This is a genomic window from Vibrio sp. SCSIO 43097, assembly GCF_023650755.1.
Classification (GTDB): Bacteria; Pseudomonadota; Gammaproteobacteria; order Enterobacterales; family Vibrionaceae; genus Vibrio; species Vibrio alginolyticus.
The window spans coordinates 1,038,897-1,055,074 of sequence record NZ_CP071841.1; the positions used below are offsets into that span (position 1 = coordinate 1,038,897).

Genomic DNA, 16,178 nt, shown 5'->3' on the forward strand with positions numbered 1-16,178 from the left:
GGAATAAACAGCATGAGCAGCCACTTTAATCTAGAAGACGCTAGCCAAGTATTGGTTGGCGCTTTTGCCCTAGCAGTCCCGATCTCATTTTCGGAGGAAGCGTGGCGATTGGGTGAGAGCCTACCAATGGCAAACTTGCTCATGCTGTTAAGTCTTTCTGTCATTTTCCTCAGTTTTTTCGCGTATCAAAGCGTGTTTCAAAGCCACATCAAGAATCGCGTATCCATCTTTATTTTTCGTGTGGTTATCGCGTACCTCATTGCGGCCGTTGTGGTAGCGTTAGTTCTTTTCTGTCTTGATAAGCTGCCACTCATGAATGAGCCTTTGGTTGCGATAAAACGCGTTATCGTCATCACAATGCCTGCTTCGATGGGCGCGATCGTAGTCGACAGTTTCGACAAAGAATAGAGATAATCGCTACTCTTCATCTAACGTTAAGTTCGACCCCGAGTGGTCTTTCCCTAATACATCTTCTGGGTTTCGCAGTGCGCAGGTTTCTAACGACAAGCACCCGCAGCCAATGCATCCTCCTAAATCGTTTTGCAACGCTTTAAGTTTTTGAATCTTATGTTCTAACTGTTCATGCCAATGGCTTGCCATTTCTTCCCATTGCGCTTTGTTAGGGGCTTGGTGTTTCGGCAGTTCATCTAACGCATGTTTAATTTCTTCTAACGACAACCCAACTTGCTGCGCTGCTTTGATCACCGCAACACGGCGCAACACACTGCGATGGTAGCGACGCTGATTACCTTGATTTCTCCAGCTCGAAATCAGTCCTTTTTGCTCGTAAAAATGTAGGGCAGATACTTTCACTCCAGAACGTTTTGCCACTTCTCCTACGCTGATTTCCATCCTTGACTCCCTGTATATCAATTTTGTTAAAAAAACGCTTTACCTCAAGTTTACTTGAGGTTTTAAAGTTGCACCATCTTAATTAACGCTAAACCCCGGCGAGCTCAAGATAATGTGTTCAGCGCGAACGACTTGGTTGTTAAACACAAGACAGTTGGACATCAACCTTTTGAAATACATCGGGAGTTAGAGGCAAACATAATGAAAAATAAAACTCAGCCGTACTTAGCTGGCCGCTTCTTCGACAGTATCTCCTCTGGCTTATTCATGATGGCGCTGCCATGGGTCATGCTTTCCGAACCTAACATGGGTACATTCGTCGCTTTAGTTTCTCTGAGCTGCACCGCGATTTCTTTTCTAGCAACGCCTTTCTTTTCCACTTTAATTGACCGACATTCACGCAAAGTACTACTCGTGCTCAATCAATGGATTCAATCGGGTATGGCTTTGGTGGTGTTCATTGCTTATTGGTTAGGGTTTGAGTCACACTGGTTGCTGGCTTTTGCGCAACTGGTGTATTGGGTTTCGAGTAATTTTGCATGGACGACCAACAACGCCTTCACCCAAGAAAATTATCAGCACCATGAGTATGCGAAAATTTCGGGTCAGCAAGAAATTGTAATGCAATCCACAACCCTCGGAGCTGGCGCGTTGGGTATTGTTTTGCTTGAAATGTGGGGTATGAAAGAGTTTGCTTTGTTTGCGGCCAGCGCCTCTGCATTAGCAGCGATGTTCTATATTCTGACGCCTTATACCCAACAATTAAGGGCGTCAAAATCCGTTGCTTTCATCGCGCAACTCAAAGAGAGCAAACAAATATTCCGTCTCGAACCCCGATTTTATGGCTTTATTCTGCTCTCTTGCCTCTCTTATCCTGCATTGACGTATTTGAGCAAACTGGTGCCGATTTGGTTTTCTGAACAAGGCATCTCTGGCGATTGGTTTGCAGGGTTCAACATCAGTTTTGGCCTCGGCTCGTTGCTAACCGGCTTTATTGTCACCAAAGTGCTAAGCCGTGCCTCTCATAGCCACATTATGTTCGCTTCGATGGTTATGGTCTCTTTTGCGCTTATCGGGATGAGTTTTGCGATGAGCCCGCTGACCATCTTATTGTTTACGGCGCTGTTTGGCGTATTTAACGCGCTAAATCGCATTGCGAGAGTCAACTGGATGCATCACACCGTAGCGGTTCATCAACGAGGTCGCGTCGATGGCGGCATCAGCATGTTTGCCACCACCATTCAATCTCTCAGTTACGTCCTGATTGCAATATTGAGTCATTACGAACTAACACAATACGGTTTTGCAATCGCAGCCGCTGTCATGGTATTGGCAGTGATTTTGATGGGATTACTCAGCCGAGACGTCGAGCCGTTTAACGACCTGCCCCTTCATGCAGCAGCAAAGTGAAGCATAGAAATTGAGAAGTTGAGAAATTGAAAAAGCGAGATAGGAAGGCAACCAACATCGTCTTCCTATTTTTTACGCTAGCACTTTTGCCTCTATCGCTTATCAGCAAGGTTGGGTATTCTGAGGTGACCAACATAAGCAGAGGGAAATCGCAGTGAACTTAAGGCAATTAGAAGTCTTTTACGCCATTATGCAAGCAGGAACGGTGTCAGGCGCGGCTCGCTTACTGCACGTTTCCCAACCTAATGTCACTCGAGTTCTCGCCCATACAGAACAACAACTGAGCTTCGCTTTATTTGAGCGTGTAAAGGGCCGTCTCGTTCCAACTCAAGAAGCCAAAGCCTTATTGCCAGAGGCTGAAAAAGTCTATCAACAACTCGGACAATTTCGCTCTCTGACCAACAAAGTCAAACAGGGAACTCAACATTTACGAGTTGGTGCTCCGCCTGTTTTGGCCGCACACTTGTTAGCGCCGACTGTCGCGTTGCTGTCGAAAGAACACGGCATCTCCTTTGAGCTCTCAACGGCTAATCGCGATGAGCTGTGCTCAGGTTTACTGAAACATGAATTGGATGTCGCCATTGCGTTCGGTGAAGAAACGCCACCAGCGATCATGGGGCACGTGTTATTGAAAGAAAACTTAGCACTGATCGCTCCTAAAAGCGCAGCGATACCCACAGAAAAAACCGTCACTTTAGAAGAACTCATCAGTCACGATTTACCCATTATCGGTTTAGATAGCCGAGACCCTCTGGGCTTGCTGTTACATCAAACCTTGTCAGCGCGTGACGAGCATTATCAACATGCCATTACCGTCCGCAGCTACTCCGCGGCGGCTGAACTGGTGAAAAACGAAGCAGGATTCGCGATTGTAGACCCTTGGACTGCAAAACAATATCGCCAAGATAATGCCGTTTCCGTGCATGCTTTGGAGCCAAATATGTCCTTCTCTGTCTCTATTTTATTCGCAGAGCACACACCTCAATCCATTGCGACAAAGCAATTTATCACCGCCCTAAAACAACAGATGGTTTAAAGGTATAACCTGAAGTTATACCTGCCTAACAAATAAGCATTCGGTTTCCTAAATCAGTCTGGCTACATTAATGAGCAATAACGATGACGAAGGGAACCATCATGCAAATTGCTCAACCTTACCTACTCTTTCTTGGCGACGTAACCGATCCACTCGCAGCAAAAACCGCGCGTGGCATATATCAATGGCGACCTGAGATTTGTCTTGGCCAAATCCGCCTGACGCCAGAAACCGTATCGCTTGGTTTAACCGACATGACACTACAAAAAGCGCAGCAGCAAGGAGCAAAAACGCTGGTGCTTGGCACGGCAAATCCAGGAGGCGTCATTCCCGAAGCTTGGCAAGCAACCTTACTTGAAGCGGCAGAGATGGGATTTGAAATTGCATCGGGCATGCACCAACGTTTGGCGGAATTTGCTCCTCTTGCCGATCTAGAACAACGTGGATTAACCAAACTGTATGATGTTCGCCATTATGATGCCCCGCTCAAGGTCGGCAATGGCAAAGCTCGCGCAGGCAAGCGAGTACTTACTGTAGGAACAGATTGCTCCGTTGGCAAAATGTACTCTGCCCTCGCCATTGAGCACACATTAAAGCGTAAAAACTGTCGCGCAGAGTTCAAAGCAACGGGTCAAACTGGAATTCTCATCGCAGGCAGTGGCATTTCAATTGATGCCGTAGTTGCCGATTTTATCTCCGGCGCAGTAGAAACGATCAGCCCTGAGTTCACCGATCACGATTGGGACATCATCGAAGGGCAAGGTTCGTTATTTAACCCTTCGTTTGCTGGCGTAAGTTTGGGCTTACTTCACGGCGCACAAGCTGACGCTCTGATACTGTGCCATGAGATTGGTCGCCCGCACATCCGCAACTTACCACATGCGAGCTTGCCAACTATTGAACAAACGATAGAAGCGAATCTGGCCGCTGCTCGCCTAACAAATCCAAACGCTCAATTAGTGGGTATTTGCTTAAACACTTCGGCGCTCAGCGAAGAAGATGCAGCCCAGTTATGCCAGGATTGGAGCGACAAATACCAAGTGCCCGTCACCGACCCTGTACGTTTTGGCGTTGATGCGGTTGCAGATAGGCTCCTTACGATTTAAGAAACATTTACGGTTTAGAAAATAACTGTGGTTTAGGGAAAACTAGTGAGATGAAAATTCATGTAGAACCTGTCACGCTTGCCATGGCGACACCATTTCGCATCTCTCGCGGCAGTCGGACAGAGTGCCACGTAGTCCGCGTGACAATTGAACATCGAGGCATGATCGCCCAAGGTGAATGCACGCCATACCCTCGTTATGGTGAATCGGTTGAATCGGTGATTAAGGCGATTTCTCACGCCGCGCATGAGCTGCAAAGTTTGTATGCCAAAGGCGAAGCTGATGTCATGGTTCTCAAAAGCCAGCTTCAATCGTTATTACCCGCAGGGGCGGCAAGAAATGCATTGGATTGCGCCCTTTGGCATCTTCACGCGCTTTTGAGCCAAAAGCAGCAGGTTCACGACCTCTTTACGTTACCCGAGGCGATTGTGACGGCGATGACGGTTTCTATCGACAAGCCGCAAGCGATGGCAAAACAGGCACAAGCTTACCTTAGCCAAGGCGCAAAACTGCTTAAGGTAAAACTGGATGGTGAAAACGTGATTGAGCGCGTTGCAGCAGTACGCGATGCCGCGCCGCACGCACAAATTGTCTTAGATGCGAATGAAGCGTGGCAAAACCTCGACCTCGCGACGGTATTTGCTCAACTCGAACCGTTTAATATCACCATGATCGAGCAACCGTTGCCACAAGACTGCGACGACGTACTCGCCAGCATTCCGCACCCCATTCCACTTTGCGCCGATGAAAGTTGTCACACCAGAGAGCAATTGCATCAGTTGGTTGGCAAATATGAAATGGTGAACATTAAGCTAGATAAAACTGGCGGGCTCACTGAAGCACTATTATTATCCGACGACGCCCAAAAACTCGGTTTTAGCCTCATGTCCGGTTGTATGTTGGGGACGTCGCTTGCGATGCGTGCTGCCTTACCCATTGCTGCTCAGGCAAGCGTTGTCGATCTTGATGGCCCGGTGCTGCTCGGACAAGATGTAACGCCAAGCTTGGTTTATTGCGACGGCGAAATCGTTCTTTCCAAATAGCCTAAACAATCCAGAGGTTTTGCTCCAAAAGTCAGAACCTCTGAGTTTATGATCTCGATTAAAAAACAATCAGCCCCATCATGAAATAAGTCACATAAATTATATGGTTATTGATGCATGCTAAGATTCCAGTAGTCCAAGAAGGTGGTCTTATGCATCGAGTCATCCGGAAAATGACGTGGAAAACGAATAGGCGGTAATCCCGCCCTACTCCAATGCAGTGCGTGGGTTTCTATAACAACCCACTTCCTAGCAATTCGTAGGTTTTTCACGCCATCTTGCAAGGAGGCTTTATGCCTATCAATAAAATACGCAATATCGCTTTTGTCGGTCAAACCGGGACCGGTAAAACCACACTGATAGAAAAACTGCTCTTCACCTGCGATGCCACCCACCATTTAGGCAGCGTAGAAAAAGGCGATACTGTTACCGACTTCGACCCTCAATCCATCCAATATCAACACAGTATTGAAGCAACGCCAGTCGCACTGCGCTGGAATAAACACCGGCTCAATATCATCGACACTCCGGGACAAAACGAGTTACTTGGCCGTACTATCAGCGTTTTTCCTGCCGTTGAAACATCCGCCCTTGTCATCGACCCTCAAACACCACTTAACCAAACTTCCGATCGCTTATTCACCTTTGCAAAAGAGCAGCAAAAATGTCAGATGATCATCATCAATAAGCTCGATAACCACGGTAGTCAGTTAGAAAGATTGATGGAGAACATCGTTGAGCATTTTGGTGACCACTGCTTGCCGATCAACTTACCTTCGGCTGACGGGGAATCTGTAGTTGACTGCTATTTCGAACCAGAATTGGGACGAGAAACCTTACTTGCAACGGTAGATGAAGCTCATGAGACCTTAATTGACCAAGTCATCGAAGTCGATGAAGAACTGATGGAACTGTATCTGGAACAAGGCTCCGAACTCACCGCAGAGCAACTGCATGATCCGTTTGAAGAAGCACTGAGAACTGGACATGTGATTCCGGTCTGTTTTGTCTCAGCACAAACCGGCGCGGGCGTCGAGTTGCTGCTGCGCACCTTGGCGGAGATCATGCCCATGCCAAACGAGGGTAACCCTCCTCTACTGGAAAAGAACGGCAAAAAAATCAAAGTAAATTGCGAAACCTTAGAGCACACCGTCGCACACGTGTACAAAGTCAGCGTCGACCCATATATGGGAAAACTTGCCTACTTACGTGTGTATCAGGGTGAAATCAATGCGGGCAGCCAGCTTTATATTGGCGAAAGCAACAAGGCATTTAAAGTTGGGCACTTATATCAACTGCAGGGCAAAGATAGAACCGAGATCCCTCGCGCGCTTGCAGGCGACTTCTGCGTTTTAGCCAAAGTGGATGATCTCGAATTCGATTCAATCGTTCATGACTCTCACGAAGAAGATGGTGTTCAACTCAAAACGTTGGACCTTCCTGACTCCATGTATTCTTTGTGCTTGAAGCCTCTTAAGCGTGGAGATGAGCAAAAATTAGGAGATGTGCTGAATAAAATTGCCAGTGAAGATCCTTCGCTGCGCATCGAACATCGCGCTCGCACCAACGAAACCATCATCAGCGGCCAAGGGGAGTTTCACCTCAAAGTCGCATTAGAAAAGATGGCGAACGTGTACAAACTGGACGTCGAAACCTGCCAACCAAGCGTCGAATACTTTGAAACCATCACCAAACCTGCCGAAGGGCATTATCGACACAAAAAACAAAGTGGCGGTGCAGGCCAGTTTGGTGAAGTGCAATTGAAGGTTCGTCCACTCGAACGTGGTGTCGGATTTAAGTTCATCAACAAAGTGGTGGGTGGCGCCATCCCAACCGCGCTCATTCCTGCTGTAGAAAAAGGTATTTTGCAAGCGTTAGAGGAAGGCGCGATTTCTGGCAACCCAATTAAGGATGTGGAAGTCACCGTTTATGACGGTAAATATCACTCCGTCGATTCGAAAGAAATTGCGTTTGTCATCGCAGGTAAGAAAGCCTTTTTAGATGCGATTAACAACGCCGATCCTATTGTGCTGGAGCCAATTGTCCAAATGGAGTTACACGTCCCAACCACAAACGTCGGTGACGTGTCTGGGGATTTGTCAGGTAATCGAGGATTAATAGAAGGCACCGAACCGATTGATAGCCAATTCACGTTGTTGAAAGCCAAATCGCCAGTAAACGAGTTGCAAGATTACGCTCGTCGATTACGAGCTATCACGGGTGGTGAAGGCAGTTTTAGTATGACTTTAAGCCATTACGAGCCCGCGCCACCAGCAGTGCAAAAACAGGTCTGCCAAGGCAGTACACAACAAGGTTAATTCCCTAAGATTCAAATCAATCACATAAACAAAAAAGCGCCCTCATTTTGAAGGCGCTTTTAGGTAAAAGAAAAATTATTTATCGAGAGACAAACCTATCTGACTGATTTTGCTTTCAAACTCTTCGATGCTGTTCGCTTTGTAAGTCGGAGCACCGTTAAAGTAGCGCGGTTTCTCTGGCAGCATCGCATTTTTCAGCTCTTGTTCTTGATCGATATTGTCATGGTAAACCGTTACACGATTTGGAATATCCTGCTTCATTACAGCCATTTTGGTTCTCCTTTATTAAGACGAATAGTAAGCGTAGAACGAATTTATCGGAGTACAGGCGAGACTGTGTAAAATTTAGACACTCACAGCAAAATCATATTTAAACAGTTGCATTTAATATTTTTGAGGCACTTTGTCGTGGCTATTGGCAAACGTGAGTGCAGCGATTAAGGTGAGCTCTCTCTACATGAAGACAGGAAGTCCGGTGTCGCAACAAGAACTCAACCAAATGGGCAGTGCCAAAGTTTTTCTCATCGAAAAAGATGGCGTCCAAGTAATAGAAAAACGTAACCCTACTCAAATAGAAGTGGCGTTTTATCAACGCTATGCCGAGCAGTTTAACGCGCTTGGAATACACGTACCGCGCTTGATTCAACTCGACGACCAGAAAAACGTTCTGCACATTGAATACGTTCCCCACGCAGTCGAGCAAGCATTCTTACTTGAAGATGATCGAGTCATTGAACAACTCGTCAAACTGCACCAACTTCCACCAATATCAGATGGTGTTTATCACCGCCATCAGTGGACACCACATGCAACCCAACAAGCACTCGCAACACTTAAACTGGGCTCAGAGACAGAACAGTTCTTCCACCAGCTACAACAACGATCGGCGCACCTTTTTGATAGGCGGAACTTGATCTCCGGAGACACCAATGCAGGAAACTGGGGACAGCGCCAAAATGGCGAGCTGGTGCTGTTCGACTGGGAGCGCTTTTCTACAGGGCATGTCGCGATAGATTTAGCGCCGCTCATCGAGGGCATGGGCACATTTGATGATTACTTGAACGTAGCAGACAAATATATAAAGTGCGCAGAGAAAGGTGAAACAACAGAATTGGCGCGCGATATCGGACTAGCAAAAGCGTGGATCGTTGTCGAGGTAGTCAACATACTGGTCTCCAGAGAGAATCCGCAGACCAGCAAGTATTTGGACTGGTTTCGGCAAACCTTGCCGAAATGGGCCAAAAGCCTTAGCGCTCAGGTGATGAGTTAGGCTCTGAGATTTGATATAAACGCCTTTCAGGTTCTGCGCATGAGGTTTCACAATTGCACACCTTGTCAACGCCGACATTATTCAAACCACCACAACTCCCTTGAATGCGCTTGTTGTGAAAAATGACGCCAAGTGACATCAACAAAATGATTGCGAGAAAACCAAGAAAGGTAAATAACCAAACCATATTAACCTGCCTTATTAGCCATCGACTCTAGCTTAAGTATAGCAGGGCTAGATGTTGCTTTGAGTAGCGCTTTAGGTCTTGCCAACAAGGAGGGTTTTGATTTTTGGCCACCACAACCACAGGAGCCGCAGCCGCCTTTTTGTTTGTGAACACTTTTCTTATGATTGTTTGATGGGCGTCCTTGAGAGGGCTCAATCAAAGGCTCTCTTGGAACCGCAAGCACATCTTCCAATGAACTACGAGTAGACAGCCTAAATACTGGCGTGCCACTGCTAAGTAGCTTTGCCAATACACGTTCACCGATATTTCGCACAAGAACAGCATCCACATTGTACCCTTGTAGAGACTGAATCAACTGAGACTTCGCATTGCAACCCGCTTGTGGCATAGAAGCAATGTTCGCTAAGTTTTTTAGCATACCGTCAGTATCAGAATAAATAGCGATGTATGGTGCTTTTACAAAGTGGTTTGCCACCCGCTCACCATCATTAGGAATAGCATAAATCATAAGTTTGACTCCTCATTCGGAAAAACTAATGCATGACCTTCAACTAAACTTTTTGCGACTTTCAATCTTGCACTTTTTACTGTGTTACCAAAAGTTTGTCTAGAAACGCCCATCTGCTCCGCAGCTTGCTGCTGGCTAAGCCCCTCTAAGTCGGCTAAACGTAGCGCTTCTAACTCTTCTGGTAATATGGCGACTTGCTCCAACTGATTAAATGGAATGCCATTGGGCTTAAAGCAGTGGTGAGCCGCACGTCCGCATATTCGTCTTTCTATCTTTGGTCTTGCCATCATTGTCCCTCAAAAACACAGAGTCAAATTACGCCTTAAACTGGCATATGCCAATAACATTTTTAGCATATGCCAATAAACTAAGTTTGCAAAAATCAACACGACAAATACGTAATACATCAGCATTAATTAGACATCTAATAATTTAGGAATTTTGATGACAAACGAACAAAAAGATCAATTCTAATTAACCGGATAATAAAAACGTTAGTTTGCGCAGATTTTTCATACAAATACACGCTAATGTGTTCATTTTATTGAAGAAGAAAAACTATAATCCAAGCAAATCATTAGTTTGAACACTAATGATTGTTTTATTTAAAAGGATGTATACCTAAGGAACGAAAAAGAGAAGTTTGACGACATTGGCCTGAGCTTAAAGGGTAATACTTTCGATACAGAACCTGTCGAACGACCATTACTTGGCCTAGGTGCCCTACTCTTCTTGCCAAATTAAGTTTCTTGAAAGCGCTTAGGTATATCAGAAAAAGGAAGTACATATGTCTGACTCAAATTGGCTCAGCGAATTCCCGGAAATGGATGCCTCTGATCTCAGGGCGATTCGCAAAACACTCGACGGCGCCTACAGAGATTTCTCTCGCGAGTATGGTGAACTCATTGAGTCTCTGTTTGATCCGCTCCTGGCGTTTCTTGTCTGGTTTGAAAAACTTCTGATTTCTACACCTTGGTTCATTATTTTAGGTGTCTGCACCACTCTCGTTTATGCCGCTAGCCGCTCTTGGAAACTGGCCGCTGCATGTTTTGGTTCGCTGATTCTGATTGGCTATTTTGGAATGTGGGAAGATACTATGCGCACGCTCAGTATCATCACTGTATGTACTATGCTTGCCATCGCACTTGGTATCCCTATCGGCATCGCTATGGCGCGCTCTAATCGCATTCAGTCGGTGGTAACACCATTACTCGACGTCATGCAAACCATGCCGGCATTTGTGTATCTCATTCCAGTTGTGATGTTATTGGGCATCGGGAAAATTCCTGGCCTTATCGCAGTAGTGATCTACGCGATTCCACCGGTTATTCGTTTAACCAATTTGGGCATTCGTCTAGTTGATAAAGAAGTATTGGAAGCCGCAACCGCATTTGGTGCCAGCACTCGGCAACGGCTTTTTGGGGTTCAGCTTCCGCTTGCAATGCCAACCATCATGGCGGGAATTAACCAAACGATCATGATGGCACTGTCAATGGTGGTCATCGCATCAATGATTGGGGTAAAAGGTTTAGGTCAGCCTGTTCTAAAGTCTATTACCAATCAATATTTCACTCTTGGTCTTCTCAATGGTTTAGCAATTGTCGCCCTAGCAATCCTTTTTGATCGTGCTTCACAAGCGTATGCGAAACGCACTCAAGCTCATTTAGGAGACTCAAAACATGACTAGTCCACTTATCGAAATCAGCGGTCTGTATAAAATCTTCGGCCCCAAGCCCAATAGCGTGATTGAGCGCGTTAAGTTGGGACATAGTAAAGAGCAGGTTTTAACGGAAACGGGCCACACGGTCGGACTAAAAGACATCAACCTGCAAATTCAAAAGGGTGAAATTTTTGTCATTATGGGATTATCCGGTTCTGGAAAATCCACCATGATTCGCCACTTCAACCGATTAATCGATCCAACCATGGGGCAGATTTTGGTAGAAGGGGTGGATGTCATGCAACTTTCGAACAAAGAGCTTGAACAGTTTCGCCGTCACAAGATGTCTATGGTGTTCCAGCGCTTTGGTTTGCTGCCTCATCGCACTGTTATCGACAACATCGCATATGGTTTGGAAGTTCAGGGAATGAATAAAGAGGCGCGCTTAGAAAAAGCAAATGAATGGTTAGAAACCGTTGGACTGACGGGTTATAAGCACCAGTATCCTGCTCAACTATCGGGTGGACAGCAACAGCGTGTGGGCCTTGCACGGGCACTGGCTACTGACGCCGAAATACTGTTGATGGACGAGGCTTTTTCAGCATTGGACCCTCTGATTCGGAGCGAAATGCAAGATCAGTTGGTAGAGCTGCAACAGAAACTGCACAAAACCATTATTTTCATTACTCATGATTTAGATGAAGCGCTTCGACTTGGCGATCGCATCGCGATTCTTAAAGACGGTGAACTGGTCCAACAAGGTTCACCAGACGAAATCTTACTGCATCCTGCCGATGAGTACGTTGAAGCCTTTGTAAAAGACGTCAATAGAGCGCGAGCACTGACGGTCGAAACGCTGATGCAGCCACCTTCGTACTGTGTTCGCGCTGAAACCATTGAAGATGCGCTGAGTGAAATGAAACGTGTTAAACGTGATTATGCCTACCATGAGACCAATGCAGGCTATCAAGGCGTGATAACACAGCAAGGATTGCTAAACGCAGCGAAGTTAACTCACCTATCAGATTGGCGTGATGATATCTATGAAGAGGTGCCTACCATCTCTCCACATTTAGCCATTGAGCAAGTGCTGACTGAAGTCATGTCGTGTGAATATTCACTGCCCGTCATCGATAAGCACGGCAATTTGAAAGGCGAATTAAATCGTCAGGTTATTGCAGAGCTGTTTTCTGATCAACGAAGCACAAAACGAGGCACTTCACGCTCAAGCTTCAATAACGTTTCTTAGATGATGTTGATAATACAACTCACAATAATGTGGGCTGTTATCAATTAACTCGCTCCCACTCCCCTTTTTAGATATTTATCTGTGGGCTCAAGCTTGATACCCAAAGCAACATTTACATTGTTCTGATTTTCCTGACAATTTCATGCTCATATCCGGTTTTATTGACATAGTTAGATCATTCTATTGCTTTTTGATGACGCAAATCCTCGATAAATGTCTACTATTACTCTCATACAAAATCTTGATTTAAAGAGGGATAAAATGAAAAAGACAATGTTGGCACTAACAGGCGCGGTAATCATTCTTGCAGGCTGTCAAGATGAGAAACCTGCCGAAACAAGCGCAGTTGAAGTACCTCAGGCAACGGAAACTGAAGTCACCACCAGTGCAGACGTTACGACTGAGACAATTGACACGTTACCAGTAGAAGAAGAACAGGTAATTACTGAAGAGACATTTGTAGACTCTGAACACAACGCACAAAGTGCTCTGGACTGGAACGGCACCTACAAAGGAACACTACCTTGCGCGGATTGTGCTGGTATCGATATGACCATCACACTAAATCAAGATGGCACTTACGTACTTGAAGAAAGCTACCAAGACAAAGAAGACGGTCAATCAAAATCTGAAGGTCAATTCACTTGGGACGCAAATGGCAGCATCGTAACGTTGACAAATGAAGATGCACCAAACCAATACTTTGTTGGTGAAAACGTACTTATGAAGCTAGACATGAATGGCGAAAAAGTAACGGGTGACCTAGCACCACTATACAACTTAACGAAACAGTAAGAAGTTAGTATCAATACCTGATAAATACCCCAAATCCGAGCCACCCCTGCTCGGATTTTTCGTTATTTTAACGAACGCTATTCCAGCAACCTTTCTATTCTGAAGCAACATTCTGCTTCTTACCCTGATTGTTCATTACATTTCCATACGCTTTGCCGATAGATGCTTACAACGTTATTTTGTACAGTGTTCAAAACAAAACAGAACAACTCGGAAAAATGATGAAAAAAACATTAATTGCACTACTTACTCTGACAGCTGCTGGCTCAGCTTTCGCTGGCGATACTTACATTCGTAACGGTAACATCTACAACAACGAAGGCGGTTGGAACGTAGAAGCTGGTGTGGCTCAAGGCAGCGATCTTTTCAAAGATCAAAAGCATAATACAGCACCAATTCTCAACGGTGGTTACCATGGTGACGACTTTAATGCCGACCTAAGTGGCATTAACTACCGCTTCTTCGGTAACACCAATGAGTTAATCAACATGAGTGCCTACCTTGTAGGTAGCGGTGTAATGCGCGACGGTGATACAGCGAAAAGCCTGAAAGGCACAGATAAACGCCGCTTCGCCGTCGATCTAGGTTTAAACGCAGACTTTACACTGGATCAAAACAACGTCATTTCTACGTACCTTCAGCACGATATCAGTGGTGCTTACAAAGGTTACTTAGCGGGCGCGACTTACTTCCACATCATGAAATTCGGTAGTGTTGATTTTGTTCCTTTTGCTAACCTAACTTATCAAAGTGAAGACTACGTAGATTACTACTTTGGTGTAAAACAACGCGAAGCAAACGCAAACCGCAAAGCATACAAAGGTGATTCAACGGTAAGCTATGGTGTGGGCTACAAACTTGTTATGCCAATCAACGACAACTGGCAAGTAAGCCAAATGACACAATACACGCGCCTAGGCAGCGGTATCAGCGACTCATCTATCGTTGATAGTGCAAACCAATGGGTTGTTGGCGCAAGTGTGTCGTACAACTTCTAATCCGATACGCCCTTATAAAGCCATCATTTCGATGGCTTTATGCGTTGGACATTTGCATAATCTTGAACACAGACTCTAGTGTGAATGAGCAATCCATAACCTATGTAAATCGCTATAGCCTGTATTCTTCACCTGCACACCTCGCACTTGCTGTGTTTTTGTCACTTCTTCGTAGCCAACAAACAAAGGCAAATATAGGTACTGATCGCGCAACGCTTTCTCTAGGTTTAATAAAGACTGTAGCGAGTGATCATCTGCCATCGCCCTGCGAACCTTTTCTCTATGGCTTAACATCTGGCTTTGATCAAAACTAAAACGCAGTCCAGTTGCTATCGACAGCCATTCGAAGATGCCATATTCAAATGGTGCTTCCATGACTTCCTCAATGAAGAGCAAGTCTGCTTGGTGAGACACTACCTCAGGAAAACTAATGTCATCAATAACAATGATCTCTAACTCTAATCCCGTTGCACGAATCACACTGTGCAACCATTCGGAATGGCGAATTAGACTCGGTATCGTCCAGACAGGTTCAGCTAATACCACTTTACCTTTCAGTTTAGGTATCACACCACCATCTGTTATTGATAAATCTTGCTCATGAGTCTCTAACTGAATGCTGTCAACGGCACTTGGCGCATCATAAATTCGCTTTTGCACATGGATGTAATCAGCGAGTTGATACCAAGTTTCTTTTGTGAGTTGGGATTCCACGCGTTCGCGGTAGGTCAGATATGAAAATGCGCTAATTTTTTCCACTTCAACGTGATCGGAGCTTTGGTTAAAGCTCAACATATTTAAGGTTTTAACATCACCATGAGACAGCGTTATTTGATCTAACAATGCGCGTGCTGAAAAATACTCTTTGTGCGCTTCAAGAGTCATACTCTCCTGGTTCCAGCCGCTGATTTTAAATGGCCCAGTCCCTATGTGGTAGGAATAACTAGAACCGAAAGAGACGACATCTCGACACAGAATAGACGCATGAGGAGTTGCTAGCATGTATGGAAACAACTTGTTCGGATGCTTCAATATAATTTTTAAGCAGTTAGATGTTTCTGCAACCACACTATCAATGCATTGCCAGAGCTCGTGAACTGGTCCTTTTATCTCCCTGAGTCTTTCTATACTCCAAACCACATCCTGTATGTTAAGGGGCTCGCCATCATGGCGATATATGCCTGGCCGCAACCATAACGTCATTACCTTGCCTTCCATTTTCCATTCGTGTGCTAACGATGGCTCGATACCACCATTGGAATTTTGGGTCAGCAATACGTCATAAACGCTTTTCGCGACGTGTAATTCAGTGTGACGGTAAGTATTCGCAGGGTCGATTTTGGATACCCAAGGGTAAGAAGAAATCAAAATAGCGTTATTTGATTCATTCAATCGATTCACTTTTTCAGAAGCGATAGTTAGTGCTCTAACCGCGGTTTGACCGAACCAATCAATAAGTTTCGTTATTGAGTTCATTCTTCCTCTGCCAAGCTCCTCAACCAAAAACTCGGTCATCGCTTGTTGGAGGGAAATATTAATACTGAGACGGCTAGCGTTACTTCGGCCAATCGCAGGTTGCCAATCGACCCAATCGTAAGTGGCAAGCTTTTTCATCACAATAGAAACATTGCGCCTCGACGTGCAAATCACCGCTTCTAGCTCAGAAAGCGTAACAAGGTGATACTGGTGAGGTTCAAAGTGCTTTAACAGTAGATCCAGATACCTAAGATTGACATCGTTCACAAA

At 45.4% G+C, this 16,178-nt stretch carries 17 protein-coding genes; 11 read left to right on the forward strand and 6 right to left on the reverse strand.

All coding sequences use genetic code 11. The features are described 5' to 3' along the window. Window positions 1-12: 12 nt before the first annotated feature. Complete coding sequence (locus J4N40_RS20960; RefSeq protein WP_005373896.1) at window positions 13-408, forward strand: DUF2391 family protein; 396 nt, start codon at window positions 13-15, stop codon at window positions 406-408. Window positions 409-417: 9 nt separating this feature from the next. Here the strand turns inward: J4N40_RS20960 and soxR are convergent, their stop codons facing one another. Next, complete coding sequence (gene soxR, locus J4N40_RS20965; RefSeq protein WP_213876835.1) at window positions 418-852, reverse strand: redox-sensitive transcriptional activator SoxR; 435 nt, start codon at window positions 850-852, stop codon at window positions 418-420. A 201-nt stretch (window positions 853-1,053) separates the two neighbouring features. On the opposite strand from soxR, the gene J4N40_RS20970 reads away from it, so the two are divergent. The 5 genes from J4N40_RS20970 (at window position 1,054) to fusA (ending at window position 7,765) form a co-directional block, all read left to right on the forward strand. Further along, complete coding sequence (locus J4N40_RS20970) at window positions 1,054-2,262, forward strand: MFS transporter (RefSeq protein ID WP_062731075.1); 1,209 nt, start codon at window positions 1,054-1,056, stop codon at window positions 2,260-2,262. Between the two features lie 154 nt (window positions 2,263-2,416). Next, on the forward strand, window positions 2,417-3,298 hold the full coding sequence (locus tag J4N40_RS20975) for a LysR family transcriptional regulator (protein ID WP_213867566.1): 882 nt from the start codon (window positions 2,417-2,419) through the stop codon (window positions 3,296-3,298). 101 nt (window positions 3,299-3,399) lie between these two features. Further along, window positions 3,400-4,404 carry an N-acetyltransferase DgcN gene (dgcN, locus tag J4N40_RS20980; protein ID WP_222716472.1) on the forward strand — a complete coding sequence of 335 codons (1,005 nt, stop codon included), beginning with the start codon at window positions 3,400-3,402 and terminating at the stop codon, window positions 4,402-4,404. Between the two features lie 50 nt (window positions 4,405-4,454). Beyond that, complete coding sequence (gene dgcA / locus J4N40_RS20985) at window positions 4,455-5,447, forward strand: N-acetyl-D-Glu racemase DgcA (protein WP_222716443.1); 993 nt, start codon at window positions 4,455-4,457, stop codon at window positions 5,445-5,447. 293 nt (window positions 5,448-5,740) lie between these two features. Continuing rightward, the gene (gene fusA / locus J4N40_RS20990) at window positions 5,741-7,765 is read left to right on the forward strand and encodes an elongation factor G (RefSeq protein WP_025768000.1); all 2,025 of its coding nucleotides are present in this window, start codon (window positions 5,741-5,743) and stop codon (window positions 7,763-7,765) included. 75 nt (window positions 7,766-7,840) lie between these two features. Here fusA and J4N40_RS20995 read toward each other — a convergent pair whose 3' ends face one another. Beyond that, on the reverse strand, window positions 7,841-8,035 hold the full coding sequence (locus J4N40_RS20995) for a hypothetical protein (protein ID WP_005373920.1): 195 nt from the start codon (window positions 8,033-8,035) through the stop codon (window positions 7,841-7,843). A gap of 187 nt (window positions 8,036-8,222) precedes the next feature. Between J4N40_RS20995 and J4N40_RS21000 the strand changes: the two genes are divergently transcribed. Next, the gene (locus J4N40_RS21000) at window positions 8,223-9,035 is read left to right on the forward strand and encodes an aminoglycoside phosphotransferase family protein (RefSeq protein ID WP_213889583.1); all 813 of its coding nucleotides are present in this window, start codon (window positions 8,223-8,225) and stop codon (window positions 9,033-9,035) included. Here J4N40_RS21000 and nqrM read toward each other — a convergent pair. The 3 genes from nqrM to J4N40_RS21015 are packed head-to-tail and all read right to left on the reverse strand — an operon-like array spanning window position 9,013 to window position 10,017. Continuing rightward, window positions 9,013-9,222 (reverse strand): (Na+)-NQR maturation NqrM, encoded by a 210-nt coding sequence (nqrM, locus tag J4N40_RS21005; RefSeq protein WP_017635136.1) that lies wholly within the window; start codon window positions 9,220-9,222, stop codon window positions 9,013-9,015. The genes J4N40_RS21000 and nqrM overlap by 23 nt on opposite strands. A 1-nt stretch (window position 9,223) precedes the next feature. Next, window positions 9,224-9,730 carry a NifB/NifX family molybdenum-iron cluster-binding protein gene (locus J4N40_RS21010; RefSeq protein WP_005387209.1) on the reverse strand — a complete coding sequence of 169 codons (507 nt, stop codon included), beginning with the start codon at window positions 9,728-9,730 and terminating at the stop codon, window positions 9,224-9,226. Continuing rightward, window positions 9,727-10,017, reverse strand: a complete 291-nt coding sequence (locus J4N40_RS21015) for a DUF134 domain-containing protein (RefSeq protein ID WP_005373924.1) — start codon at window positions 10,015-10,017, stop codon at window positions 9,727-9,729. The genes J4N40_RS21010 and J4N40_RS21015 overlap by 4 nt, the downstream gene beginning before the upstream one ends. Window positions 10,018-10,517: 500 nt before the next feature. Here J4N40_RS21015 and J4N40_RS21020 point away from each other — a divergent pair, with 500 nt between their 5' ends. The 4 genes from J4N40_RS21020 to ompV all read left to right on the forward strand — a co-directional run bounded on the left by J4N40_RS21020 (window position 10,518) and on the right by ompV (window position 14,432). Continuing rightward, window positions 10,518-11,417 carry an ABC transporter permease gene (locus tag J4N40_RS21020; RefSeq protein WP_005373926.1) on the forward strand — a complete coding sequence of 300 codons (900 nt, stop codon included), beginning with the start codon at window positions 10,518-10,520 and terminating at the stop codon, window positions 11,415-11,417. Continuing rightward, window positions 11,410-12,639, forward strand: a complete 1,230-nt coding sequence (locus J4N40_RS21025; protein ID WP_250654491.1) for a quaternary amine ABC transporter ATP-binding protein — start codon at window positions 11,410-11,412, stop codon at window positions 12,637-12,639. Before J4N40_RS21020 ends, J4N40_RS21025 begins: the two co-directional genes overlap by 8 nt. A 261-nt stretch (window positions 12,640-12,900) precedes the next feature. Continuing rightward, entirely contained in the window at window positions 12,901-13,434 is a 534-nt protein-coding gene (locus tag J4N40_RS21030) for a copper resistance protein NlpE (protein WP_005373930.1), read from the forward strand. Between the two features lie 221 nt (window positions 13,435-13,655). Then, on the forward strand, window positions 13,656-14,432 hold the full coding sequence (gene ompV, locus J4N40_RS21035) for an outer membrane protein OmpV (RefSeq protein ID WP_017635134.1): 777 nt from the start codon (window positions 13,656-13,658) through the stop codon (window positions 14,430-14,432). A gap of 75 nt (window positions 14,433-14,507) precedes the next feature. On the opposite strand, the gene J4N40_RS21040 is transcribed toward ompV, so the two are convergent. Continuing rightward, window positions 14,508-16,175: an ABC transporter substrate-binding protein gene (locus J4N40_RS21040; protein ID WP_054574527.1), complete on the reverse strand. Its 1,668-nt coding sequence runs from the start codon at window positions 16,173-16,175 to the stop codon at window positions 14,508-14,510. Between the last annotated feature and the right edge of the window lie 3 nt (window positions 16,176-16,178).

Bases quoted from the DNA above. Each gene is read 5' to 3' on its own strand.
- soxR (WP_213876835.1), bottom strand. From the start codon at position 852: ATGGAAATCAGCGTAGGAGAAGTGGCAAAACGTTCTGGAGTGAAAGTA.
- dgcN (WP_222716472.1), top strand. From the start codon at position 3,400: ATGCAAATTGCTCAACCTTACCTACTCTTTCTTGGCGACGTAACCGAT.
- J4N40_RS20960 (WP_005373896.1), top strand. From the start codon at position 13: ATGAGCAGCCACTTTAATCTAGAAGACGCTAGCCAAGTATTGGTTGGC.
- nqrM (WP_017635136.1), bottom strand. From the start codon at position 9,222: ATGGTTTGGTTATTTACCTTTCTTGGTTTTCTCGCAATCATTTTGTTG.
- J4N40_RS21020 (WP_005373926.1), top strand. From the start codon at position 10,518: ATGTCTGACTCAAATTGGCTCAGCGAATTCCCGGAAATGGATGCCTCT.
- J4N40_RS21010 (WP_005387209.1), bottom strand. From the start codon at position 9,730: ATGATTTATGCTATTCCTAATGATGGTGAGCGGGTGGCAAACCACTTT.
- J4N40_RS20970 (WP_062731075.1), top strand. From the start codon at position 1,054: ATGAAAAATAAAACTCAGCCGTACTTAGCTGGCCGCTTCTTCGACAGT.
- J4N40_RS21030 (WP_005373930.1), top strand. From the start codon at position 12,901: ATGAAAAAGACAATGTTGGCACTAACAGGCGCGGTAATCATTCTTGCA.
- J4N40_RS20995 (WP_005373920.1), bottom strand. From the start codon at position 8,035: ATGGCTGTAATGAAGCAGGATATTCCAAATCGTGTAACGGTTTACCAT.
- dgcA (WP_222716443.1), top strand. From the start codon at position 4,455: ATGAAAATTCATGTAGAACCTGTCACGCTTGCCATGGCGACACCATTT.
- ompV (WP_017635134.1), top strand. From the start codon at position 13,656: ATGAAAAAAACATTAATTGCACTACTTACTCTGACAGCTGCTGGCTCA.
- fusA (WP_025768000.1), top strand. From the start codon at position 5,741: ATGCCTATCAATAAAATACGCAATATCGCTTTTGTCGGTCAAACCGGG.
- J4N40_RS21015 (WP_005373924.1), bottom strand. From the start codon at position 10,017: ATGGCAAGACCAAAGATAGAAAGACGAATATGCGGACGTGCGGCTCAC.
- J4N40_RS21025 (WP_250654491.1), top strand. From the start codon at position 11,410: ATGACTAGTCCACTTATCGAAATCAGCGGTCTGTATAAAATCTTCGGC.
- J4N40_RS21000 (WP_213889583.1), top strand. From the start codon at position 8,223: ATGAAGACAGGAAGTCCGGTGTCGCAACAAGAACTCAACCAAATGGGC.